We start from the raw sequence: 23,028 nt of genomic DNA on the forward strand, positions 1-23,028 counted from the left end.
TGCTCTCTCCTGCAGATGTGGAATCGTGGATACCGCCGTTTACCGCTTTGCCTCCAGTGGCACCACGTGCGACTGGACGTCGTAATTCCATTGATCGAAGTACAGGTTGCCGCCGGACCACTCGGCCTCACCGCGCTGGGAGTCGACCGTGTCCGAGCGGACGTGCTGCTTGGCTGGCACCAGCGGCTGGCCGTAGTCGTCGTTGAAGGCGATGCGATAGGCATCCAGCCCGCCTAGATAGAAATCGCGCAACGCCGGCTGCGGGCTGTCCAGCCGCCCGGTGGTGACATCCATCGGCACCCAGCCATACGGCGCCAGATACACCGCGCCCCAGTCGTGCAGATTGTTGTAGCCGACCGCATCATCCGAATAGACCATGCCGGACTGCCAGCGCGCGGGAACACCGTTCAAGCGCAACAGGGACATCAGCAGCAGCGTCTGCTGCCCGCAATCGGCATGACCGGCGTGCAGGGCGTAATCGCTGATGTTGGAGATGGTCGCGTACTCGCGCGCACCGGCCCACGGAATGGCGTCCACCGCGTCGAACAGCTTCTGCACGATCCGGTATGGATCGGTCTCCGCGCCGACCACCTGCTGCGAGAACGCGCGCAGCGCCGGGGTAAACACGATGTGCGGCGCCTGCTCGGCGAGGTACGGCTTCAGCGCAGGATCGTCCGGCGTGGGTTGGACCCTGGCCGGATCGATCGCGATATGCCGGGCGTACACAGTCACTGCATAGCGGATCTGGAACTCCGTGGGCGTGCCGGCCATCGCCTTGCGCTCCAGGTAGGCGGTCCGCTGCAGGGTGGCTTCAGGCGCCACCTGCGCGCCGGCCGGTGTACTCGCGATCCAGGTGATGTCCTGCTGCTGGCCCGCGATGGCGCGCGGGTACGGAATCCACGCGCGGATGGTTTCCCCGGCAGGCACGGCATCGGGCTTGACCACCAGCGACTGCGTGACCTCGATACGACGTGGCACCAGGCTGGTCGCGCCCGTGGCACGGGCGGCGCCAACGATCTCCTGGTGGTGCGGGTGCAGGTGCTCGTAGGGGCCGTCCTTCGGCACCGGGGCATCGGGCGAGCGCCGGGCACGCGCCTCGGCGCTGATGCGGAACAGGTTGGACGGCGCGCGTTTGAAGTAGCGGCGCTGGCCATCGATATCCAGGTGTTCGATCAGGCCGGCCGCCTCCCAGCGCGCGAAGTCGTCCTCGCGAAGATCGGGAATCTGCCTGCGCAGCTGCGCTTTGGCGGCCGCCGCATCCAGTGTGAAGTCCAGCCGCATGCGACGCATGCGTTCGCGCTCGAAGGCATAGGCCTGACGGTCCGCTGCCGACAGGCTCGGATCCTGCAACGCCGCCGCGATGTCGGCCTCGGCCTGAGCGAACGCACCGCGGTCGATTCCGGCGATCACCGTCGGCAGCGCGGTCGGCGCAGCGGCCAGCCCCCACGGCGTTGCCAGCAGACCAGCGCACAGGCACCAGACAGCAGGCAGAGGCAATCGCGGTTTGCGCATCACAGGATCCACGGCGACACTTCCCAAGGTGCGGGTGGGGTAATCGCTGTGTAACACGGGCCTGATAGCCGGTCAATAATTTATTCTTGCTTTCGCCGAAAAAAGGAATAAATATTCCTGATGCTTCCGAGGAGGGTGACCGCGTCATGATCCTGGCTTCCCCCCACCGCCCCGTGCGGTCCCGCTGGTTGCCCCGCGCCGTGTTGGCTGCGGTGCTCGCGACCAACCTCGCGCCAACGTGGGCCGAGGGTCCGCGTGCTGTGCCGGTCGCCAATTTCGGCGGGGTCATCGCCCTGCGCGAGGCCTATCTCGCGCCCGGCTTCTGGGCCGATCGCCTGCCCGATCCGGACCGCGTGATCCTGGATCGCGCAGCTATCGCCACGCAGAACGCCCGCATGCGTGCCGAAGACGCCTCGATCCACGATCTGCGCGCGCTGCCAGCGCAGCTGCCCCGCGACCAAGTGCTGGGCAGCATCCAGTCGCTGTCCAGGTGGCCGGAGCGCACGCTGTCTGACCAGGATGGCAAGACCATCAGCGACCGGCAGCGCAGTGACACCCTGGCCAATCTCGCGCTGGAGGCGATACCGGCGCAGCGCCCACTGCAGTACGGCCTGGTCACCCATCGCGCTGCGCTGCGTGCGTTCCCGACCACGCTGCGGGTCTTCAGCAGCCAGGGCGACACGGACATCGACCGCTTCCAGGAGTCAGCGCTGTTCCCCGGCGACGCGGTGGCGGTGCTGCATGAAAGCGCCGACGGGCGCTGGCTGTTCATCACCAGCGAACGTTATTCGGCGTGGATCGAGAAGCGCTTCGTGGGTATCGGTGACGCGGACACGGTGCTCGGCTACGGTCAACGCGGTCCTTACCGCGTGGTCACCGGCGCCACGGCGTTCACCGCCTACACCCCGGAGGAACCGCGCGTGTCGCGGCTTCAACTGGACATGGGCGTGCGCCTGCCGGTGATCGCCGACTGGCCGCTGGAGAAGACCGTCAATGGCCAACAGGCCCACGCCGCGCATGTGGTGCAGCTGCCGGTGCGCGATGCCGACGGTCGCCTGGCACTGATCCCGGCGCTGCTGCCGCGTTCGCAGGACACTGCGGATGACTACCTGCCGCTGACTCCGCGCACGCTGCTGACCCAGGCCTTCAAGTTCCTCGGCGAACGCTACGGCTGGGGCCACGATTACGACACCCGCGACTGCAGCGGCTTCGTCTCGGAGATCTACCGCAGTGTCGGCGTGCTGATGCCACGCAACACCAGCGCGCAGGCGATCAGCCCCGCGCTGGACCGCATCGCCTTCACCGCGAAGGACGGCAAGCCCACGCGCGATGCCGTCGTAAAAGAACTGCAGGTCGGCGATCTGGTCTACATCCCCGGGCACGTGATGATGGCGATCGGCCACATCGACGGCCGTACCTGGCTGATCCATGACACCGCCGGCGGCGGCTGGATCGGCGCGGACGGCAAGCGCGTGCAGGCCCATCTCAACGGCGTGTCGGTCACTCCGCTGGAGCCGATGATGGCCAGCGATACCGTGAGCTACATCGACCGCATCACCAACATCCAGCGCCTTCGGCCACAGAACCCCTGAATGAAGATCACCGACATTGAACTCGGCATGCTGCGCGTGCCGCTGAAGACCCCGTTCAAGACCGCACTGCGCACCGTGGACACCGTCGAAGACGTGGTGGTGCTGGTCCGCACCGACAGCGGCCACACCGGCTACGGTGAGGCGCCGGCCACGGCGGTGATCACCGGCGATACCCACGGCTCGATCATCGAGGCCATCGACAGCTTCATCAAACCGCGCCTGATCGGCGAGGACGTGGCCAACCTCAACCGGCTCTGCGGCCTGATCCAGACCTCGATGGAGCGCAACACCAGCGCCAAGGCGGCGGTGGAGATCGCGGTCTACGATCTGTGGGCACAGCTGCACAACGCGCCGCTGTACCGCATGCTCGGCGGTGGCGACCCGGTGATCACCACCGACATCACCATCAGCGTGGACTACATCGACAAGATGGTGGCCGACTCGCTCTCGGCGATCGAACGCGGGTTCGAGTCGCTGAAGATCAAGGTCGGCAAGGACATCGGCCTGGACATCGAGCGGGTCAAGGCGATCCACGCCGCGGTGCAGGGTCGCGCCCTGCTGCGCCTGGATGCCAACCAGGGCTGGACCGCCAAGCAGGCCGTGCACGCGATGCGTGCGCTGGAAGAAGCCGGCGTGGTGCTGGAGCTGCTGGAGCAGCCGGTCAAGGCTGCCGACATCAGTGGCCTGAAGTACGTCACCGATCGGGTCAACACGCCGGTCATGGCCGATGAAAGCGTGTTCAACCCCGGCCAGGTGTTCGACCTGATCCAGCAGCGCGCCGCCGATATCATCAACATCAAGCTGATGAAGACCGGCGGGTTGTCCAACGCGATCCGCATCGCCGACATCGCCGCGATCTACGGCGTGCCGTGCATGATCGGCTGCATGATCGAATCGAGCATCTCCGTGGCCGCCGCCGTGCACCTGGCCGTCGCCAAGAGCGACATCATCACCAAGGTGGATCTGGACGGGCCATCACTGGGCCAGTTCAACCCGGTCACCGGTGGGGTCAACTTCAACGAATCGGAGATCACCATCAGCGATGCGCCCGGGCTGGGCATCACGGAAGTACGTGGACTGGAAATGATCACGCCGCGGCGGTGGTCCTGACGCCGTGCCCATGCCGCCCCTGGTGAAAATCCGCTCCGAGCGTGACCACATGTCGGCGATCGAACGTCGCATCGCCGACTTCATCCTCGACAACGCCCACCTCCTGCGCGATTACTCCTCCCAGCAGTTGGCCAGTGCATTGGGGATCAGCCAGTCCAGCGTGGTCAAGTTCAGCCAGAAGCTCGGCTTCAAGGGCTACCCCGATCTCAAGTACTCCATCGGCGAGGCCGTCGCGCGCGCCGGCAGTGACCCGCACAGCCGACCACCCGCGCCGGAGGCGGCCGACGGCTTCTCCCAGATCGCCGAGCGCCTGCGCGCAAGCAAAGCCGCCGCCGAAGAAGAAACCTGGCTGGCCAATCCACAGGCCGACATCGAAGCCATCGTGCAGCTGATCGACGGGGCGCCCAAGGTGTTCGTCTACGGGTTGGGCGATGACGGCCTGTACGCGCGCGAGTTCGCCATGCGGCTGTCGCTGCTGGGCATGCTCACCGTGCACCACGCCGATCCGATCCTGATGATGGCCAACCTCTCGGCCGCGCGGCCCGGGGATGCGATGCTGGTGTTCTCCGAGTTCGGCAAGCTGCCGCAGCTGTTCCAGCTGTCGCGCCAGTTCCAGGACATGGGCGGCAAGGTGGTCTCGATCACCCGCCACAGCGCCAACCCGCTGCGCGCGCACGCCGATGCCAGCCTGGTGCTGTGCGCCCACGACCCGGCGCCGCACGTGGCGCAACTGCTGTACCGTTCCTCATTGCAGTCCCTGCTGGATGTTGTCTTCGTCCTGCTGTGCCACGCCAACCCGGACCGCCACCGCCAGCTCGGGGTGAACCTGGAACGGATCGAACACCTGATCGACAGCTGATCCCTGGAGTCCGCCACGATGATGTCGCTGTTCCGTTCCGTCACCGCCGCGGTGCTGCTGCTCGCCACCGCTCCCGTCTTGGCCACCCCTCTGGACGGCAGCACGCAGCTGGTCGTGGTCACCACCGAAGGCTGGGAGGCCACCCAGGGCACGCTCCAGGCCTTTGAGCGCACTGCGCAGGGCTGGCAGCCGCACGGCGCCGCCGTTGATGTAGCCGTGGGCCGAAGCGGCAGCGCATGGGGTGAGGGACTGCATCCGGCCCAGGCCGGAACGCCGCAGAAACAGGAAGGCGACGGGCGCAGCCCGGCCGGTATCTTTGCGATCGGGCCGGCCTTCGGCTATGCGCCCGGCGTCACCAGCGGCCTGCCCTACCAGCCGATGCGCGACACCAGCTACTGCATGGATGTGCCGGATTCGCCGTATTACAACCGCATCGTCGATGCCGAGGTGGTCGGCGCCGAGGCGGTGGAAGGCTCGACCGAGCCGATGCGGCTGGACCTGCACAACAAGGGCGACGTGCGCTACCGCGAAGGCTTCGTGATCGATCACAACCCGAAAGCGACGCCCGGCCGTGGCAGCTGCATCTTCGCCCATCTGTGGCGCGCGCCCGGTGAGGCCACCGCCGGCTGCACCGCGATGGAGCCCGCACGGATGACCACGCTGCTGGCCTGGTTGAATGCCAGCGCGCGGCCACGCTTCGTGCTGCTGCCGCGCGCGGAGTACCAGCGCCTGCAGGCCGAGTGGCAGCTACCCGTGCTGACGGAGAGCGTGCCGTGAGTACCGCACCGCCGGATCCGCAGCTCGAGCGCGCGGTCAGCCGCTGGCAGATTGTCGGGCTCTCGATCAACGATGTGATCGGCAGTGGCATCTACCTGCTGCCGGCCGCCACCGTTGCCCTGCTCGGCCCCTTCAGCCTGTGGGGCGTGGTCGCCGCCGGCATCGTGGTCGCGCTGCTGGTGCTCTGCTACGCGCAGGCGGCCAGCTACTTCGACGAGCCCGGCGGCAGCTATCTGTATGCGCGTGAGGCGTTCGGCCGGTTTGCCGGGTTCGAGATCGGCTGGATGATCTGGCTGACCCGGATCAGCTCCGCCGCCGCGCTCAGCAATGCACTGGCCGATGCGGTGGCACGCTTCTGGCCGTGGGCCGGGCATGACATCGGCCGCGTCGCGATCATCGTCGTCTCGCTCGGTTTCCTCACCGCGGTGAACGTGGCCGGCGTGCGCTCGGCGGCACGCACCGGGGTCATCCTGGTGATCGGCAAGCTGTTGCCGCTGCTGTTGTTCGTGGCGATCGGCGTGTTCTACGTCGATACCGACCTGGCCTTCTCCGGCGTTCGCCCGGACCCGCACGATCTGCAGCGCATGGGCGAAGCCGCGCTCCTGCTGCTGTATGCCTACGCCGGCTTCGAGAACATCCCGGCCGCTGCCGGCGAGTACAAGAACCCGCGTCGCGATATTCCGTTCGCGTTGATCACCATGATCATCACCGTCACCGTGATCTACGGCGCGGTGCAGTTCATTGCGCAGGGCACGCTGGCCGGATTGGCCAGCTCGCCGACGCCGCTGGCCGATGCCGCCGCCAGCTTCGGTGGACTCACGCTCGCCTTGATCCTGACGGTCGGCGCGACGATCTCGATCCTCGGCACCAACAGCAACACGATGATGATGGGCCCGCGCTTCCTGTTCGCCCTGGCACGCGATGGCTACGGGCCGAAGATCCTGGCCCAGGTGCACCCGCGCTTGCGCACACCGGCGGCGGCGATCATCGCGCAGGGCCTGATCGCGCTGGCGCTGGCCTTGTCCGGTTCATTCGTGCAGCTGGCACTGTTGTCGATGACCACGCGCCTGTTCGCCTACATCGGCACAGCCGCCGCGGTGCTGGTGCTGGCGCGTCGTTTCCGTGATCGCCCGGGTGCACTGAAGCTGCCGGGTGGCCCGTTGATTCCGATCCTCGCGCTGGTGTTGTGCCTGGCCCTGTTCGCCAGTGCGAGCTGGCAGAACATCGCTGCGGCGGGCATCGCGTTCGCCGTGGGTGCGGTGATCTACATGTTCCCGCGCCGCGATCACCAGGGCTGAGCAGATGCGCAGGTGAATGGCGCTTGATGTGTCATTCACCTCGCGGGTCCATGACGTTAACCCGGCTTTGGGTACGGTGAAGCCTCACCCAACCGGAGCCAACACATGAGCACTGACTATCAGATTCCCGGCCGGGTGCCGGAAGACGGTGTCCCGCGCCAGGCCGTATCGGACTATTGGCGTGAGCGCTTTCCAAGCGAACCGTACTACGACAACAACCAGTTCTTCGATGACTACGAGCCCGCGTATCAACTGGGTCATCGCACCCGTGCCGACGACATGATCCGCGCGTATGAAGAAGTGGAAGCCGAGCTGCAGACCCGTTGGGCGCAGGAACACGGCCAGAGCAAGCTGAGTTGGGAACAGGCCCGCAATGCCGTGCGCCGCGGCTGGGATGAATCCACCGCGCTGCGCCAGGCGCACCTGGACAAAGGCGTGCCGCGCGGCACCTGATCGCGCCTGTTTGCAGCGCACTGGCGCAAACGACAACGGCGGCCTTCGGGTCGCCGTTGTCATGTCCGCAGGACCTTTGGTCCACGCGGCGTTGATGGCCATGGTGTACAACAGGGGCTGGCCATCGCCTCCCCGACGGAGACTTCCATGACCCGCAAGCTGTTGCTCACCCTCGCTATCAGTCTCACCCCCGCCCTGTTCACCACCGCCTGTGTCGCGGCAGACACGGCCAGCCCCTCCGCGCCCGTGCTCAAGAAGGCGCAGTGGCCGTTCGCGGCCACCGAATTCGCCCGCTTCGACGAACCGTGGGCGATGAGCTTCCTGCCCGACGGCAGCCTGCTGGTCACCGAGAAGAAAGGCGCGCTGAAGCACTTCAACGTGCAGACCCGCAAGACCGCCACCATCACCGGTGTGCCCGAAGTGGCCTACGGCGGCCAGGGCGGTTTCGGCGATGTGCTGCCGCATCCTGACTTCGCGAACAACCAGCTGATCTATCTCAGCTACGCTGAGGAAGGCGACGGCGATACCCGCGGTGCTGCGGTGGCGCGTGCACGCCTGGCACTGGCCGCCGATGGCAGCGGCACGCTGGAAGACCTCAAGGTGATCTGGCGCCAGACCCCCAAGGTCAGCGGCAAGGGGCATTACGGCCACCGTCTCGCCTTCGGTCCGGACGGCAAACTGTGGATCACCTCCAGCGAGCGCCAGAAGTTCGATCCGGCCCAGGATATGAGCGGCAATCTCGGCAAGCTGATCCGCCTCAACGACGACGGCAGCGTTCCGGCCGACAACCCCTTCGCCTCGCAGGGGGGCGTGGCCGCGCAGGTGTGGTCGCTGGGCCATCGCAATGCGCTGGGCATCGCCTTCGATGCACGCGGCAAGCTGTGGGTGCACGAAATGGGCCCGGCCGGCGGTGACGAGTTGAACCTGATCGAACGCGGTGCCAACTACGGCTACCCGGTCGTCTCCAACGGCAGCCACTACGACGGCCGCGACATCCCCGACCACGACACCCGTCCGGAGTTCGCTGCACCCAAGGTGACCTGGACCCCGGTGATCTCCCCGGCCGGTTTCATCATCTACAACGGTACGCAGTTCCCGGCGTGGAAGGGCAGCGGCTTCATCGGCGGCCTGTCGTCCAAGGCGCTGGTCCGCGTGGCCTTCGACGGCGACAACGCCCGCGAGGCCGAGCGCTTCGACATGGGCGAGCGCATCCGCGAGATCGAACAGGGTCCGGATGGCGCGATCTGGCTGCTGGAAGACGGCAGCAACGGCAAGCTGCTCAAGCTCACGCCGAAGGCCTGAGCCTTGGCAGGCTGCCGGCGCATCGCCGGCAGCCTGCACAACTCACACGCGTTCCGGCGCTGCACCGGTTTACTGGATGGTCACCACCTTGACCTCGGTGCGGCTGCAGGCCGCATCCAGGCACGTGCCGTTGAGCCAGACCTGGCCGTCGCCGATCATCACGCCCTGCTGGTTGACCATGACGTCGTCGAATTTCTGCGCCGCGATGGCCTTGCGCACGGCCGGGGTCAGGATGCGCTCGTAGTTGCGCTGGAATTCGCCGGGGCCGGTGATCTTGGCGCCGTTGGCGATGTTCAAGGGGAAGCGGACTTCCTCGACCACCGCGGCGCGATCGCCGCCATTGACCGCCTTCTGGAAGGCGTTGAAGACGGCTTCGTACTGGGCAGCATCGCCGAGGACCTGGTCGATGCGCTGACGGACATCGCTGGTGCCAGCGCTGGTCGGCGCGGCGGGTGTGGCGGCTGTGGCGGTGGCGTCCGCTGCAGGTGTCGTCGCACCGCCTGAAGCAGGCGCAGCGGCATCCGGCGCGGGGCTGCCGGCAGTGACCGCATCCGGCGACAGGCCGGACGACGGCACCGTGTCACCTGGGGTCGGGCGGCCTTCAGGAATAGCGGTGGCCGGGCCCTGGGCAGGGTCCGCGGCAGCGGTATCGGCCGGCGGCGGCGCCGACGGACTGCAGGCGGCCAGCCACAACGGGCTGGCCAGGGCCAACAGCAACGGGGTACGGGTCAGGCGCATGGGTGGCTCCATCGGTTTCACGAGGAAGCCAGCCTAACTGCCGAAACGTCAGCCGCCGATGATGGCTCACGGTGGTGCCGGCCAGCGGCCGGCACTACCGGGTGGCGCGAGGCCGACTCAGGCGGCCAGCAGCTCGAAGATCACCGGCTCGCCGCTGACCGACGATGCGCACACCCACAGCTCGAACTGGCCCGGCTCGGCGCGGAACACGCCATCGCGGCCGGTGAAGCCCAGCGCATGGCGGTCCAGCGTGAACTGCACCTCGGTGCTCTCACCCGGCTGCAGGGCAATCTTGTCGAAGCCCTTCAGCTCGCGCACCGGCCGCACACGGCTGGCCACACGATCGTGGATGTACAGCTGCACCACTTCCTCACCCGCCACCGCGCCGGTGTTGGTCAGCGTGGTGGTGATGGTCAGGGTGTCGTCCCAGCCCAGCTGCGCGCTGCTCAGCTGCGGCACGCCGTAGGCGAACGTGGTGTAGCCGATGCCGTGGCCGAAGGCGTACGCCGGCTCGTTCGGAATCTCGCGCCAGCGCGCCTTGAACTCGGACATGGTCGGCAGTTCCGGGCGACCGGTACGCGCGTGGTTGTAGAAGTACGGCTGCTGGCCGGAGACCTGCGGGAAGCTGACCGGCAGGCGCCCGGACGGGTTGTAGTCACCGAACAGCACATCGGCCACGGCGTGCCCGGTCTGGGTACCCAGGTACCAGGTGATCGCCACGGCATGCGCATTGCGCACGGCGCCCTGCAGGGCCAGCGCGCGACCATTGCGCAGCAGTACCACCAGCGGCTTGCCGGTCATCGCCACTGCCTCGGCCAATGCCTGCTGCGCGGGCGGCAGCGTGATCTCCACGCGCGACTGCGCTTCACCGCTGTACCGCTGCGGTTCGCCCAGGGCCAGGACTACCACGTCGGCACGCAGCGCGGCAGCGACCGCCTGTTCGATACCGTCCTGCACGGCCGCTTCCAGATCGCAGCCCGGCACGATCTCCAGCAGCGCCTCATCGCTGATCGCCGCACGTACACCGGCTTCCAGGGTGACGTAACGCGACTTGTCGCCGAACAGCGTCCAGCAGCCTTCGATGTTCTCGCGGTCCTGCACGAACGGCCCGATCAGTGCGATCTTCTGCCCGGCCTTCTTCAGCGGCAGCACCGAATCCGCATTCTTCAGCAGCACGATCGAGCGGCGCGCGGCATCGCGCGAGAGCGCGTCATGCGCGGCGATATGCGAGGTATCCGCTTCGCGTGCCAGATCCAGCGAGCGGTACGGGTCATCGAACAGACCGATCGCGTCTTTCAGGCGCAGGATGCGGCGCACCGATTCGTCCAGCGTGGCCATCGGCACTTCGCCGCTCTCGATCAGGCCCGGCAGGTGCTCGGCGTAGAAGCCGCTCTGCATGCTCAGGTCCAGGCCGGCAGTGAAGGCCTTGGCGGTGGCGTCGCGGTCATCGGCGGCATAGCCGTGCGCGACCAGTTCCATGTCGGCGGTGTAATCGGAGATCACCACGCCCGGGAAGTTCCACTCCCCACGCAGGATGTCGGTCAGCAGCTCGGCGTTGGCGCTGGCCGGCACGCCGTTGATGTCGTTGAACGAGGACATCACGGTCAGCGCGCCCGCTTCGAAAGCGGCCTTGAACGGCGGCAGGTGGACGTCGCGCAGGGTCTGCGGCGAGATGTCGACCATGTTGTATTCCATGCCGGCCATCACCGCGCCGTAGGCGGCGAAATGCTTCGGCGTGGCCAGCAGCGCATCGTCGGCGCGCAGGTCCGGGCCCTGGAAGCCGCGCACACGGGCGGCGGCGAATGCACAGCCCAGCACCACGTCTTCACCGGCACCCTCGGCACCCCGGCCCCAACGCTGGTCGCGGGCGATATCCACGGCCGGTGCATAGGTCCAGTGCAGGCCGGCGGCCGTGGCTTCCACCGCGGTGGCACGGGCGGTGCGCTCGGCCAGGTCCGGCTCGAAGCTCGCGGCCTCGCCCAGCGGGATCGGGAACACGGTGCGCATGCCATGGATCACGTCCGCAGCCAGGATCACCGGGATCTTCAGGCGGCTTTCTTCCAGCGCGACCTGCTGGATGCGGCGGCCGGCTTCCACGCCGACGCCGTTGAACAGCGAGCCCACCTTGCCCTCGCGCACCTGCTGCAGCACCTGGTCGGCGTTGAGGACATTGGCTTCCGGGTTCACGTCCGGGGCGAACGGGCGGACCATGTCGGCGAACACACCCAACTGGCCGACTTTTTCTTCGACGGTCATCTGGGCAATGAGGGTTTCGATACGATCGGCGGCCACCGGCTGTCCTTATGAAAACGTTTACAAGCCCGGGATTCTAGCGTTCCCGAAGCGGTTGTGAATGACTTTTGCGTTCATTTTTCTTCCCCGCGGGAAGATCTCCACCCCCGCCGGCACGCCGACGGGGGCAGAGGAGCTTACTCTTCCGCCGCCAGCCGTTGCTGCCCGGCCATCAGCATCGCATCGCTGGAGGCCTGGAACACGCGCAGCCCGAAGGCCGGGAGGATCGCCAGCAGGTGATCGAACACGTCCGACTGCACGCCCTCGTATTCGCCCCAGGCGGTGCTGCGGGTGAAGCAGTAGATCTCCAGCGGCAGGCCTTCGGTGGTCGGTTGCAGCTGCCGTACCAGCAGGGTCATCTCCGTATGGATGCCCGGATGCTGCTTCAGATAGCGCTCCACATACGCGCGGAACGTGCCCAGGTTGGTGACCCGGCGCGCGTTCACCGCCGCCACGCCCTTGGCCTGCAGCCCGGCGTTGTACTGCTGCAGCTCTGCCTGCTTCTCCCGCAGGTAATCGCCCAGCACCGCGAACTGCTCCAGCTCGGCCAGCATCGGCGCATCGACGAAGCCGACACTGTGCTGGTCCAGGTACAGCGCGCGCTTGATCCGGCGGCCGCCCGCCTCCTGCATGCCGCGCCAGTTCTTGAACGACTCGGTCACCAGCTTCTTGGTCGGAATGGTGGTGATGGTCTTGTCGAAGTTCTGCACGGTAATGGTGTGCAGGGCGATATCGATCACATCGCCATCGGCGTTCTGGCTGGGCATTTCGATCCAGTCGCCCAGCCGCACCCGGCCATCGCCGCTGATCTGCACGCTGGCCACCAGCGACAGGATGGTGTCCTGGAAGATCAGCATCAGCACGGCGGTGGCCGCGCCGAGGCCGGTGACCAGCGGGCCGAGCTTCACCCCCAGCAGGAGGGACACGATCGACAGGCCAGCGATCACGAAGACGATGATCTTCACGACCTGCAGGTAGCCCTTGATCGGCTTGTTGCGCGCATCCGGGCGGCGCTCGTACAGATCATTGGCGGCATCCAGCGCATGCGAGACCGCCAGCGCCACGGTCAGCACTGCCCACGCTTGGCAAGCGCCGATCACGAATGCCACCAGTTCCGGCGGCAGGTCGGGCACGATCCGGATGCCGGCGGCGATCACCATGCTCGGCACCACGTTGGACAGCCGCGAGATTACCCGCAGGTTGTTGCCACCTTCATTGCCCGCGCTGTGGCCAGGCAGCCGGTTGACCAGCTTGCGCAGGCCGCGCAGCAGGATCTTCTTGGTGACGAAGTTGGCCAGCCAGGCGGCCAGTGCCAGTGCTGCCAGCACCAGCAGGGTGTAGGCCCAGGGCCAGGGTTCGAGGGTGTTCTGCAGGCCGTCCAGCCATCGGGTTGCCGCTACCGCATCCAACATCGTGTATTGCTCTCCTATCAGGGGTATCAGGGCGTTGCCAGGTCCTGCGCGCTGCGCTCGATGATCACGCCGACCGCGCGCGCGCCGCGTACCGCGCCGGGCTTGCTGAGCTTCAGGCGCAGCCATTGCACGTTGAATTCACGCAGCACGATCTCGGCGATGCGCTCGGCCAGGGTTTCGACCAGGCCATAGTCCGAATCACGCACGAACTGCTCGATGCGCTTGCTGACGGCTTTGTAATTGAGGGTATCGGCGATGTCGTCGCTGGCCGCCGGGCGGCGGTTGTCGAAGCCCATGTCCAGATCGAAACGCAGGGTCTGGCGGATCCGCCGTTCCCAGTCGTAGATCCCGATCAGGGCATCGATTTCGAGCCCTTCAATGAATACCTTGTCCATAGCCATGCCACGTGGAAGATGGCGACCATGGTAACGGGGCTGTCCGGAATGTGCCGGGAACCGGGGTGAGTGGGCGCGCCCTACACCGCCGGCAGCGTCGCCATGTCCCAGCGCGGCGTGACCTGCACCTGCGGCGGGTTGTGCTGGCCGGCTTCCAGACGCAGCGCGCCGGCGAAGGCGATCATCGCGCCGTTGTCGGTGCACAGCGCCGGGCGCGGGAAGCAGGCGCGGCCGCCGCGCCGGGCGGCCATCTGCTGCAGCTTGGCGCGCAGGCGCTTGTTGGCCCCTACCCCGCCAGCCACCACGATCACATCGGTGCCCGCCGCATCCAGCGCGCGCTCGCACTTGATCGCCAAGGTGTCGACCACCGCATCTTCAAAGCCACGGGCAATGTCGGCGCGGGTCTGCTCGCTCTGGTCGCTGTCGCGCCAGGCCAGCAGGACCTGGGTCTTCAACCCGGAGAAGCTGAAATCCAGCCCAGGACGGTCGGTCATCGGGCGGGTGAATTTGAACCGGCCCGGCGTGCCGCGCTCGGCCAGGGCGGCCAGCTGCGGGCCACCGGGGTACGGCAGGCCCATCAGCTTGGCGGTCTTGTCGAAGGCCTCGCCAGCGGCGTCGTCCAGGGTCTCGCCAAGCAGGCGGTACTGGCCGATCCGGTCCACGGCGACCAGCTGGGTATGCCCACCGGACACCAGCAGCGCCACGAACGGCGCCTGCGGGGGGTCGTCTTCCATCAGCGGGGCCAGCAGGTGGCCTTCCATATGATGTACACCGACCGCCGGCACCTCCAGCGCCCAGGCCAGCGAACGGGCCACGCCCGCCCCCACCAGCAGCGCACCGACCAGCCCGGGGCCGGCCGTATAGGCCACCCCGTCGATGTCGGCCACGGTCATGTCGGCCTCGGCCAGGGTCTGCCGGATCAGAGGCAGCAGCTTGCGCACGTGATCGCGGCTGGCCAGCTCGGGCACCACCCCGCCGTATTCAGCGTGGAGGGCGATCTGGCTGTAGACGGCGTGGGCGCGCAGGGCGTCGATCCCGGACAGGGAGGTGTCATACACCGCCACGCCGGTCTCATCGCAGGAAGATTCGATACCAAGGACTCGCATAACGGGTATTATGGACCTCTTCAGGCCCCGGCAGACGTACGCTCGCCTGTCTGCGCATCACCCGTGGCCAAGAAGTTCGCCGGGGTGGGTTGCAACTTCTTTTCTCGCCGCTATAATGTGCGGCTCTCACCGGGCGTGACCCGGTTCTACTGTGTCCCGGAGATTCCATGCCCAGCGTTAAAGTCCGCGAGAACGAGCCCTTCGAGTTTGCGCTCCGTCGCTTCAAGCGCACCTGCGAAAAGGCCGGCGTGCTGGCCGAAACCCGCAAGCGCGAGTTCTATGAAAAGCCGACCCAGGAGCGTAAGCGTAAGGCTGCCGCTGCTGTGAAGCGTCAGCTGCGCCGTTCGTCGCGCGACGTCACCAAGCGTCAGCGCCTGTACTGATCGGACGCAACTTCGATACGGCAGGCCTTGGCCTGTCGTGACGGAGCCGAAGCCGGAACGCGCGAGCGTTACCGGCTTTTTGCGTTCCAGCGCTTCGGCGCCCCGCTTTCCTTTTCCACCGACACGAGGTGTTCCCATGAGCCTGAAGCAGCAGCTCACCGATGACATGAAGGCCGCCATGAAGGCCGGCGAGAAGCACCGCCTGGGCGTGATCCGCCTGATGAACGCCGCGATCAAGCAGCGCGAAGTCGATGAGCGCATCGAGCTGGACGACGCCGCCGTACTCGCCGTACTGGAAAAGATGGTCAAGCAGCGCAAGGACTCGGTCACCCAGTTCGAAGCGGCCAACCGTGAAGACCTGGCCGTGATCGAGCGCGATGAAATCGTGGTGATCGACCAGTACCTGCCGGCCAAGCTGGGCGAGGCCGAGATCGTGGCCGCCATCCAGGCCGCCATCGCCGAAACCGGCGCGACCACCCCGGCCGACATCGGCAAGCTGATGGGTGCGCTCAAGCCGCGCCTGGCCGGTCAGGCCGACATGGGCTTGGTCTCCAAGCTGGTCAAGCAGCAGCTGGCCGGCTGAATCGCGCCGCCACGCCGCAGTGAAAAGGCCCGCATTTCGCGGGCCTTTTCCGTTCCAGCAGGTCCGTTGTTACGTGGCCTGGCGACAGTTGCGCAGCGTCATCGAGCTTTCCTCGATCGAACTGATCTCACCTTCCAGCTTGGCCCAGTCGCGCTCGCGCAGCATGGTGAAGTTGGCGGCCTGGTCCGACGCGAATTCGCAGCGGATGGTGTAGTTGTTGTTGTTGTACGTGTCGTTCTGGCGGACGCGCAGCAGGCCGCGGGTCGGCGTGACCAGGTAGTTGATCGAGCCGATGTCACCGGGCTTGGTCGAATACGTGCTCGGATTGACCGTATAGATCTGGCCATCGATCTGATAGCGCCGCCCCACGTAGGTTGCGTACAGCGGCAGGAAGGTGGCCGAACGGTCGCCCTTGTCTTCCTTGTTCGTGTTGGTCCCCAGCATCAGATCCTTGAACGCACCGGCACTGCGGTACAGCGCCATCGTGTCTTTCACTTCCTTGCCCATCCGCTTGGACAGATCCGGGGCCGCCACTGCCTCGATGGCCGGCATCGGGTACTGGGTGCGCCCGGCCGCGGCAACCGTGTCGCCCTGGCTGCCCGCCTTGAGTTTGTCCAGCATCCCGCACATCGACTGCTTGGCCGCCGCCGGCTCGATCGACTGACCACGGGCCAGCTTGGTCGCCAGGGTGACGCGACCGGTGCGATCGGCGGTGCCCACCAGGACCAACGGGACGCGCAGCCCTGTGCGCTGGATCAGGTACTGGTCGCCGGTATCGCCCTCCACCAGCTGCCCCGCGACTTCGAACTTGTCATCGCCGCCGATCTTGCGCAGCTGGTCCAGTGCGCTCTGCACCTTCAGGCCCGGCACCGTGACATCGGCCATGTACAGCGCACCGTTGCGCGCATCCCCTACTGTCTTGAAAGCCTTGTCGCAGGCCCCGGAAGCCGCCGCCGGGCCCGCAGCGGCCAACAGCACCATCGTCGTGTAGACCATTCCTTTCATGAAGCGTCCTTTCTGCTGTGAAGGTGGAAAACCGGGCGAAAGGATAGCGCGATATCCGTCAAGATCTTGACCTGATCGGACCACTTCACCCGGTGCAATCCGTCCATTTGCTAGAACGGGGGCCTCGCTTCCGACCTGATGCCGTCCATGCACCCGCCGAGCCACTCCCTCTCCAGGATCCGCAAGCACATGGCGCGGCTGGAGCAGAGCTTCCCCGCCGTGCTGCTGCGCCGCTTCATCGATGCGGACGTGATGACCCAGGCCGCCGCGCTGGCCTTCTACGCCCTGCTCTCGATGGCACCGCTGCTGGTGCTGCTGCTGTGGCTGACCGCCTCGCTGTACCCCCCGGCGCAGCAGGCGCTGCTGGGCCAGATCAATGACGTGGCCGGCACCAGCGCCGCCTCGGTGGCGGAGACCGTGCTCAGCAATGCCAACAACCAGCCCGACATCGGCACGCTGGCCGGCGTGTGGAGCACCCTGCTGCTGTTCATTGGTGCCACGGCGGTGTTCGCCCAGCTGCAGAACGCCCTGAACCTGATCTTCAACACCAGCGGCGAGCGCCTGGACGGCATCGTGGCCTGGTTGCGCAAGCGCGTGTTTTCGTTCGGCGTGGTGCTGGCGCTGGGCTTCCTCCTGATCCTCTCGATGACCGCCACCACGATGCTGCAGGTCGTCTTCGCGCACCTGCCCTCGGTGCTGCCGGCGATCGGCTACCTGACCAGCCTGGCGCTGTACACCGTGGGCTTCGCCTTCCTGTACCACTACCTGCCCGACCGCCGCGTGGCGTGGCGCCAGGCCTTCATCGGCGGTGCGATCACCTCGGCCCTGTTCGCCCTGGGTCGCTATGGCATCGGCCTGTACATCGCCACCGTCGCACCGGGCAGCGCGTATGGCTCGATGGGCGCCCTGGTGATCTCGCTGGTGTGGATCTACTACGCCACCGTGGTGTTCTTCGTCGGTGCACTGATGACCTCGGTGATCGATGAGCGCCTGCGCGCCCATGCCGTGCTCGCCGAGGCTGGGGTGGAGCCACCGAAACCGGGCGAACCGGCCGACAGCTAGTAGACTAGCGGCACCCCCGCTTCCGCGCGTGGCCGTGACCGGCCATGCCCCCGCCTGCTGCCCATGGCCCGTATCCCCGACGCATTCATCGACGACCTGCTGGCCCGCTCCGACATTGTCGAGGTGGTGGGCAGTCGCGTGCCGTTGAAACGCCAGGGCAAGGAATACGCAGCGCGCTGCCCGTTCCATGACGAGCGCTCGGCCTCGTTCACGGTCTCACCGACCAAGCAGTTCTATCACTGCTTCGGCTGCGGCGCGCATGGCACGGCGATCAGCTTCCTGATGAATTACGACCGCCTCGAGTTTCTCGACGCGGTCGATGAGCTGGCCAAGCGCGTGGGCATGGAAGTGCCGCGCGATACCCAGCCGCGCACGGCGCAGCAGCAGGACGACAGCCGCGATCTGTACTCGGCGCTGGACGCGGCCACGCGCTTCTTCCAGACCGCGCTGAAGGGCAGCGACAAGGCACGCGCCTACCTGGACCAGCGCGGTGTCGATGAAGAGAACCGCGAGCGTTTCGCCATCGGCTACGCACCGGATGGCTACAGCGCGCTGAAGGATGCGCTGGGCAAGGACGAGCGGCGGATGAAGCTGCTCGACCGTGCCGGCCTGTTTTCCAAGAACGACCGCGGCCACGTCTACGACAAGTTCCGCGACCGGGTCATGTTCCCGATCTTCGACCGCCGTGGCCGCGTGATCGCCTACGGCGGCCGGGTCATGGAGAAGGACGACGGCCCGAAGTACCTCAACTCGCCCGAGACCGCGCTGTTCCACAAGGGCCGCGAGTTGTACGGCCTGTGGCAGGTGCGCCAGGCCAACCAGAAGATCGAGCGGCTGATCGTGGTCGAGGGCTACATGGACGTGGTCTCGCTGTTCCAGTTCGGCGTTACCCAGGCGGTGGCGACGCTGGGCACGGCGACCACGCCGGACCATGCCGAGCTGCTGTTCCGCAACGCGCCGGACGTGTTCTTCTGCTTCGATGGCGATGCCGCCGGCCGTCGCGCCGGCTGGCGTGCGCTGGAGTCGGTGCTGCCGCGCATGAAGGACGGCCGCCAGGCCTTCTTCCTGTTCCTGCCCGATGGCGAAGACCCGGACACCATCGTGCGCAAGGAAGGCCGCGAGGGCTTCGATGCACGCCTGCAGCAGGCCACGCCGCTGTCGCAGTTCTTCTTCGACGAGCTCACCCGTGAGGTCAACATGGGCACGCTCGACGGCAAGGCACGCCTGGCCGAACGGGCCAAGCCGATGCTGGCGCAGATTCCCGATGGCGCCTTCGGCGACCTGATGAAGCAGCAGCTGACCACGCTGACCGGCCTGGGCGCCAAGCCCAGTGCGTCCGCGCAGCCCTCACGCCAACCGCAGCGCGCGGTGGCACCGGCACAGCGCCGCAGCCTGGTGCGCGCGGCCATCGCGATCCTGCTGCAGCAGCCCTCGCTGGCGATGACGCTGGACGGCCATCACTTCACCGGCCTGCGCCTGCCCGGCATCGAGCTGCTGACCGAACTGCTGACCCTGGTCGAGCAGCGCCCGGACATCAGCACCGGCGCGTTGCTGGAGCACTTCGACGGGCGTGAAGAGCAGGAATCGCTGCACAAGCTGGCCGCGCAGACCCTGCCCGGCGATGAGGCGATGTGGACCCAGGAGCTGCATGACGCGGTGGCCCAGCTGGAGAAACAGCTGCTGATGCAACGTCTGGATGAGCTTCAGGCAAAGCAGAGCCAGCAGGGTCTGGACGATACTGACAAGTACGAGCTGCGCGAACTGCTCAAGGCGCGCAGCACCCTCCGCTTCTGACCAACGGAGCCGTCGTGGCCTCCCACCTCGCCAGTCCCGCTGCAGCGATGCCATCTTCGTTCCCCCGCTCACTTCCCTGCCCTACAGGAGCCTGCCCACCATGACCCGCTGGTGGTCGCGCCTGCGACCGGACAACTTCACCCTCGCCCTGCTCTGCACCGTGCTGCTGGCATCGTTCCTGCCGATGCACGGCGCCGCCGCGATGGTGCTCGACGATGTCACCGACGTCGCCATTGCCGCGCTGTTCTTCCTGCACGGCGCGCGCCTGCCACGTGAGTCGATCGTCGCCGGCCTGCTGCACTGGCGCCTGCACCTGACCATCCTGGCCTGCACCTTCGTGCTGTTCCCGCTGCTGGGCCTGATGTTCAAACCGCTGGATGGCTGGCTGCTCACGCCCGAGCTGTACATCGGCGTGCTGTTCCTGTGCGCGCTGCCGTCCACGGTGCAGTCCTCGATCGCCTTCACCTCGATCGCCCGTGGCAACGTGCCGGCGGCGGTGTGCAGCGCCTCGCTGTCGAGCATCCTCGGCGTCTTCCTGACCCCGCTGCTGCTGGCCCTGCTGGCCGGCACCGAAGGCGGCATGCACAACCCCGGCCAGGCCATCGTCAGCATCATGCTGCAGCTGCTGGTGCCGTTCGTGGCCGGCCATCTGCTGCGCCCGTGGATCGCCCGCTGGGTCGAGAAGCAGCGCGCGCTGCTGCGTTATACCGACCAGGCCACGATCCTGCTGGTGGTCTACTCCGCCTTCGGCGAAGCGGTCAGCGAAGGGCTGTGGAGCAAGACGCCGCTGTTGTCGCTGCTCAGTGTGGCGGTGGTGGCGGCCGTGCTGCTCGGCATCGCAATGCCGCTGATCCGCTTCATCGCGCGCCGGCTGGGCTTCAACCGCGAGGATGAAATCACCATCCTGTTCTGCGGCTCCAAGAAGAGCCTGGCCACCGGCGTGCCGATCGCCAAGGTGCTGTTCGCCGGCGGCAGCCTCGGTGCGATCGTGCTGCCGATCATGATCTACCACCAGATCCAGTTGATCGTCTGCGCGATGATCGCGCAGCGGTATGCACGTGACCCGGTCACCCCGCGGTAGGGTCGCTCGACAGACGACCGCCGATACCGGTGAGCGGCCGATGATGGGCGTGATGCCGAACGACATCGGCCGTTTGACGCACCTTCGGCAAAGGTCATGCCGCCATTGCGCTGATCGACGTTATCTGAAGTCGTCTGTCGAGCGACCCTACCGGAGGACAGCCCGTGGAAGCGTTGCGCTGTTATCGCCGTCGTATCAATCTTTCACACCAGCGGCGATCTGTTGCAACACGATGGCTTTTTGCTCCACGTCGCCTTCCCCGATAGCGATCAGCGAGTAGGCCTTGTTTTCCCCTGCCCATTCCAACGTTGCGCGGCTGCGCCCAAGATCATCCGAGACTTGTTCCAGCTGCGCAGGCACACCGTTAACGCGGATGTTCTGAAACTCTGCGATCACCTCTACTTTGCTGCCTGGGGCACGAAAGTTGTGTTCATTGAACTCGACGATACCCAAGCCATTCACGCGATAGAAACGGGTTAGACCGGTGGATTTGAGCCCATCCAGTGCGCCGCTTGGCTCCATTCCGATCAGCTCCGCCGCACCGAGAATTGTGCGTTGGAGATCGGATGGCGGCGAAGGCAATCGCCGACGCAGTTCTGCGTTGGAACGTACGGTTCTCGGAAGCGAAGAGATCAGCTGGCCCTGCGATGGGATCTCGCCATTGGAAACCCGTCGCACTCCGGCTCGACTTAGCGCTATTTCGGCACGGAAGTGTTGCTTGACTTCTTCGGGTGCATCCAACTCAGACAGGGGAATGACCTGATAGGTACCCTGCTCCGACGAGCGGCGCACTCCATTGCTGCTGTCTTCCATTGCGGCGCGCATGGTTCGCTCATTCAACCACTTTCCTACCGCATCCACGTCGTTCTGGGCACTGAAGCTCGGGGCACTGTACAGCGACGCAGCAACCAGCAACGACACGGCCAAACCTTGCGCATGATGTGTGCTCGCTGCTGATCCCGGCATTCTCCTGAAAAGCGGCCTGTCATACGTGATTGATTCATTGACGGACAACAGACAGTTGGCACGGCTCAGGGTTTTCATCGCAGCAGATGCTTCTGCACTGATGAGCAGGGCAGTAGCCATCGCGGCTACGACCCCGATGTCTCTTATGGACGTCACTTGAGCACCATGAGATTGAGCGAGCAAAGTCTCGCGACGTCATTTCTACGGGGTTGTTTCTGATGAAAGTGAGCGCTGTGTATCGTTGCAGGTCGTGCAATCGGTTCCGCCCCCTCGACGCGGGGGTTCCTTACAAGAGACCGTGCCTCAAGCGCCATCCATGTGAGGGGAAGGTCATGCCTTACCGGGCGGGTGGTGTCGGCGTGCGGTCGTTTGGGAAGCGACCCTGCCAGGGCGCCGCATCCTCGGCATTCGGCCTCGCTACGGGTCCGTCAGCGTCCCCACGCTCAGCGCCGGCAGATGCACCCACACGTCGTAGGACCGTTCCGGATCCGTTTCGACGACCGGATCCTGCGCCGGCAATTCACGCAGCGTGAGCGCGCGGCAGGGGTTCATGCAGCCCCAGAACTGCCCACGCAGCGCTTCCACGCGCACGCTGTACAGCGGAAGGTCCAGCAGGTACGACGCCATGGTGCGGTGCTTCATCTCCTGCGGCGCGTCCGCGAAGGGGTGGCGCATCGCGTGCACGTTACCAGTGAGCACCACCATCCGCGCCCCGGCCGGCAGTGCGTTGAACTGCTGGCGCAAGTGCGTGGCCATCGCAGCGTCGCGATCCATATCGCTGTCGTACGTACTGATTTCAATGTCATAGCCGGCCACGCCTATGTCGCGCCCCTGCAGGCGCAGCACGCGCAGCGTCTCGATCAGCGCCAGCATGTCCCGGCTGCGGCGCCCGTCGTGCTGGTCGTCCTTTACCTGCCAGAACGGCGAGGTGCGCAGTGCCGCCCGCGCATCAGCATCGCCGCTGGAGCGCAGGTAACGCGCCAGCGCGGCGTTCTCGCTCATTGGCAGTTCCAGGCCCAACCGCACCGGTGCGGTGTCGCGGCTGTAGCGTTCCATCAGGTCGGCCACGAGCAGCGGTGTCTCGGCGGTGCCGTGGTATTCGCCCAGCATCACCAGCCGGTGGTTGCCCGCCAAGGTCACTATCTGCGTTGCGGTGTCAGCGACACTGCCTGCCGGCACGGCAGCGGCTGTGCCGCACACCATCGAAGCCACCATTACAGCCATCCAGAGCCATCGCTTCATACCGTCACGTCCTGTTGGGGTCATGAAAGCAATGGCGATGCTGTGGCCCGTTTCAAGGCCGGCGCA

The 23,028-nt window shown here is 66.3% G+C and carries 21 protein-coding genes; 12 read left to right on the top strand and 9 right to left on the bottom strand.

Annotation, left to right across the window (positions count from 1 at the left end):
• Positions 1 to 39 precede the first annotated feature (39 nt).
• Complete coding sequence (locus EDF74_RS17805; RefSeq protein WP_428999180.1) at positions 40 to 1,512, bottom strand: transglutaminase-like domain-containing protein; 1,473 nt, start codon at positions 1,510 to 1,512, stop codon at positions 40 to 42.
• Positions 1,513 to 1,658: 146 nt separating this feature from the next.
• On the opposite strand from EDF74_RS17805, the gene EDF74_RS17810 reads away from it, so the two are divergent.
• From EDF74_RS17810 to EDF74_RS17840, 7 genes are all read left to right on the top strand, one after another.
• Positions 1,659 to 3,104, top strand: a complete 1,446-nt coding sequence (locus tag EDF74_RS17810) for an SH3 domain-containing protein (RefSeq protein ID WP_260232317.1) — start codon at positions 1,659 to 1,661, stop codon at positions 3,102 to 3,104.
• On the top strand, positions 3,105 to 4,214 hold the full coding sequence (locus tag EDF74_RS17815; protein WP_123731355.1) for a dipeptide epimerase: 1,110 nt from the start codon (positions 3,105 to 3,107) through the stop codon (positions 4,212 to 4,214).
• 10 nt (positions 4,215 to 4,224) lie between these two features.
• Positions 4,225 to 5,073: a MurR/RpiR family transcriptional regulator gene (locus tag EDF74_RS17820; RefSeq protein ID WP_123731356.1), complete on the top strand. Its 849-nt coding sequence runs from the start codon at positions 4,225 to 4,227 to the stop codon at positions 5,071 to 5,073.
• 18 nt (positions 5,074 to 5,091) lie between these two features.
• Positions 5,092 to 5,850 (top strand): L,D-transpeptidase family protein, encoded by a 759-nt coding sequence (locus EDF74_RS17825; RefSeq protein ID WP_123731357.1) that lies wholly within the window; start codon positions 5,092 to 5,094, stop codon positions 5,848 to 5,850.
• Entirely contained in the window at positions 5,847 to 7,148 is a 1,302-nt protein-coding gene (locus EDF74_RS17830) for an APC family permease (protein WP_123731358.1), read from the top strand. The genes EDF74_RS17825 and EDF74_RS17830 overlap by 4 nt, the downstream gene beginning before the upstream one ends.
• 105 nt (positions 7,149 to 7,253) lie before the next feature.
• Complete coding sequence (locus EDF74_RS17835) at positions 7,254 to 7,601, top strand: hypothetical protein (protein WP_070471533.1); 348 nt, start codon at positions 7,254 to 7,256, stop codon at positions 7,599 to 7,601.
• 147 nt (positions 7,602 to 7,748) lie between these two features.
• On the top strand, positions 7,749 to 8,903 hold the full coding sequence (locus EDF74_RS17840) for a PQQ-dependent sugar dehydrogenase (protein WP_123731359.1): 1,155 nt from the start codon (positions 7,749 to 7,751) through the stop codon (positions 8,901 to 8,903).
• A 69-nt stretch (positions 8,904 to 8,972) separates the two neighbouring features.
• On the opposite strand, the gene EDF74_RS17845 is transcribed toward EDF74_RS17840, so the two are convergent.
• From EDF74_RS17845 to tsaD, 5 genes are all read right to left on the bottom strand, one after another.
• Positions 8,973 to 9,641: a hypothetical protein gene (locus EDF74_RS17845; RefSeq protein WP_428999181.1), complete on the bottom strand. Its 669-nt coding sequence runs from the start codon at positions 9,639 to 9,641 to the stop codon at positions 8,973 to 8,975.
• Positions 9,642 to 9,758: 117 nt separating this feature from the next.
• Entirely contained in the window at positions 9,759 to 11,933 is a 2,175-nt protein-coding gene (locus EDF74_RS17850; protein ID WP_123731360.1) for a glycoside hydrolase family 3 N-terminal domain-containing protein, read from the bottom strand.
• Between the two features lie 137 nt (positions 11,934 to 12,070).
• A complete protein-coding gene (locus tag EDF74_RS17855; RefSeq protein ID WP_123731361.1) occupies positions 12,071 to 13,345 on the bottom strand; it encodes a mechanosensitive ion channel family protein in 1,275 nt (424 codons plus the stop codon).
• Between the two features lie 26 nt (positions 13,346 to 13,371).
• Positions 13,372 to 13,740, bottom strand: coding sequence for a dihydroneopterin aldolase (gene folB, locus EDF74_RS17860; RefSeq protein WP_123731362.1), 369 nt, complete (start codon positions 13,738 to 13,740; stop codon positions 13,372 to 13,374).
• Between the two features lie 80 nt (positions 13,741 to 13,820).
• Positions 13,821 to 14,846, bottom strand: a complete 1,026-nt coding sequence (gene tsaD, locus EDF74_RS17865; protein ID WP_123731363.1) for a tRNA (adenosine(37)-N6)-threonylcarbamoyltransferase complex transferase subunit TsaD — start codon at positions 14,844 to 14,846, stop codon at positions 13,821 to 13,823.
• Positions 14,847 to 15,013: 167 nt separating this feature from the next.
• Here tsaD and rpsU point away from each other — a divergent pair, with 167 nt between their 5' ends.
• Entirely contained in the window at positions 15,014 to 15,229 is a 216-nt protein-coding gene (rpsU, locus tag EDF74_RS17870; RefSeq protein WP_002808376.1) for a 30S ribosomal protein S21, read from the top strand.
• 136 nt (positions 15,230 to 15,365) lie between these two features.
• Positions 15,366 to 15,812, top strand: a complete 447-nt coding sequence (locus tag EDF74_RS17875) for a GatB/YqeY domain-containing protein (RefSeq protein WP_123731364.1) — start codon at positions 15,366 to 15,368, stop codon at positions 15,810 to 15,812.
• A 69-nt stretch (positions 15,813 to 15,881) separates the two neighbouring features.
• Here EDF74_RS17875 and EDF74_RS17880 read toward each other — a convergent pair whose 3' ends face one another.
• Positions 15,882 to 16,817, bottom strand: a complete 936-nt coding sequence (locus EDF74_RS17880; RefSeq protein WP_260232318.1) for a hypothetical protein — start codon at positions 16,815 to 16,817, stop codon at positions 15,882 to 15,884.
• Positions 16,818 to 16,964: 147 nt separating this feature from the next.
• Here EDF74_RS17880 and EDF74_RS17885 point away from each other — a divergent pair, with 147 nt between their 5' ends.
• The 3 genes from EDF74_RS17885 to EDF74_RS17895 all read left to right on the top strand — a co-directional run bounded on the left by EDF74_RS17885 (position 16,965) and on the right by EDF74_RS17895 (position 20,754).
• The gene (locus tag EDF74_RS17885) at positions 16,965 to 17,879 is read left to right on the top strand and encodes a YihY/virulence factor BrkB family protein (protein ID WP_123731366.1); all 915 of its coding nucleotides are present in this window, start codon (positions 16,965 to 16,967) and stop codon (positions 17,877 to 17,879) included.
• Positions 17,880 to 17,942: 63 nt separating this feature from the next.
• Positions 17,943 to 19,673 (top strand): DNA primase, encoded by a 1,731-nt coding sequence (dnaG, locus tag EDF74_RS17890; RefSeq protein WP_123731367.1) that lies wholly within the window; start codon positions 17,943 to 17,945, stop codon positions 19,671 to 19,673.
• Positions 19,674 to 19,773: 100 nt separating this feature from the next.
• Positions 19,774 to 20,754: a bile acid:sodium symporter family protein gene (locus tag EDF74_RS17895; protein WP_123731368.1), complete on the top strand. Its 981-nt coding sequence runs from the start codon at positions 19,774 to 19,776 to the stop codon at positions 20,752 to 20,754.
• A gap of 195 nt (positions 20,755 to 20,949) precedes the next feature.
• Here EDF74_RS17895 and EDF74_RS18175 read toward each other — a convergent pair whose 3' ends face one another.
• Positions 20,950 to 21,840 (bottom strand): hypothetical protein, encoded by an 891-nt coding sequence (locus EDF74_RS18175; RefSeq protein ID WP_148045974.1) that lies wholly within the window; start codon positions 21,838 to 21,840, stop codon positions 20,950 to 20,952.
• A 297-nt stretch (positions 21,841 to 22,137) separates the two neighbouring features.
• Positions 22,138 to 22,962, bottom strand: a complete 825-nt coding sequence (locus EDF74_RS17905; protein ID WP_260232320.1) for a calcium-binding protein — start codon at positions 22,960 to 22,962, stop codon at positions 22,138 to 22,140.
• Positions 22,963 to 23,028 lie beyond the last annotated feature (66 nt).

It is taken from the genome of Stenotrophomonas rhizophila (assembly GCF_003751305.1).
GTDB lineage: Bacteria > Pseudomonadota > Gammaproteobacteria > Xanthomonadales > Xanthomonadaceae > Stenotrophomonas > Stenotrophomonas rhizophila_B.

Bases quoted from the DNA above. Each gene is read 5' to 3' on its own strand.
- EDF74_RS17845 (WP_428999181.1), bottom strand. From the start codon at position 9,641: ATGCGCCTGACCCGTACCCCGTTGCTGTTGGCCCTGGCCAGCCCGTTG.
- EDF74_RS17885 (WP_123731366.1), top strand. From the start codon at position 16,965: ATGCACCCGCCGAGCCACTCCCTCTCCAGGATCCGCAAGCACATGGCG.
- folB (WP_123731362.1), bottom strand. From the start codon at position 13,740: ATGGACAAGGTATTCATTGAAGGGCTCGAAATCGATGCCCTGATCGGG.
- EDF74_RS17805 (WP_428999180.1), bottom strand. From the start codon at position 1,512: ATGCGCAAACCGCGATTGCCTCTGCCTGCTGTCTGGTGCCTGTGCGCT.
- EDF74_RS17835 (WP_070471533.1), top strand. From the start codon at position 7,254: ATGAGCACTGACTATCAGATTCCCGGCCGGGTGCCGGAAGACGGTGTC.
- EDF74_RS17895 (WP_123731368.1), top strand. From the start codon at position 19,774: ATGACCCGCTGGTGGTCGCGCCTGCGACCGGACAACTTCACCCTCGCC.
- EDF74_RS17875 (WP_123731364.1), top strand. From the start codon at position 15,366: ATGAGCCTGAAGCAGCAGCTCACCGATGACATGAAGGCCGCCATGAAG.
- EDF74_RS18175 (WP_148045974.1), bottom strand. From the start codon at position 21,840: ATGGCTACTGCCCTGCTCATCAGTGCAGAAGCATCTGCTGCGATGAAA.
- EDF74_RS17905 (WP_260232320.1), bottom strand. From the start codon at position 22,962: ATGAAGCGATGGCTCTGGATGGCTGTAATGGTGGCTTCGATGGTGTGC.
- EDF74_RS17825 (WP_123731357.1), top strand. From the start codon at position 5,092: ATGATGTCGCTGTTCCGTTCCGTCACCGCCGCGGTGCTGCTGCTCGCC.
- rpsU (WP_002808376.1), top strand. From the start codon at position 15,014: ATGCCCAGCGTTAAAGTCCGCGAGAACGAGCCCTTCGAGTTTGCGCTC.
- tsaD (WP_123731363.1), bottom strand. From the start codon at position 14,846: ATGCGAGTCCTTGGTATCGAATCTTCCTGCGATGAGACCGGCGTGGCG.
- EDF74_RS17880 (WP_260232318.1), bottom strand. From the start codon at position 16,817: ATGAAAGGAATGGTCTACACGACGATGGTGCTGTTGGCCGCTGCGGGC.
- EDF74_RS17815 (WP_123731355.1), top strand. From the start codon at position 3,105: ATGAAGATCACCGACATTGAACTCGGCATGCTGCGCGTGCCGCTGAAG.
- EDF74_RS17820 (WP_123731356.1), top strand. From the start codon at position 4,225: ATGCCGCCCCTGGTGAAAATCCGCTCCGAGCGTGACCACATGTCGGCG.
- EDF74_RS17855 (WP_123731361.1), bottom strand. From the start codon at position 13,345: ATGTTGGATGCGGTAGCGGCAACCCGATGGCTGGACGGCCTGCAGAAC.
- EDF74_RS17840 (WP_123731359.1), top strand. From the start codon at position 7,749: ATGACCCGCAAGCTGTTGCTCACCCTCGCTATCAGTCTCACCCCCGCC.
- dnaG (WP_123731367.1), top strand. From the start codon at position 17,943: ATGGCCCGTATCCCCGACGCATTCATCGACGACCTGCTGGCCCGCTCC.
- EDF74_RS17810 (WP_260232317.1), top strand. From the start codon at position 1,659: ATGATCCTGGCTTCCCCCCACCGCCCCGTGCGGTCCCGCTGGTTGCCC.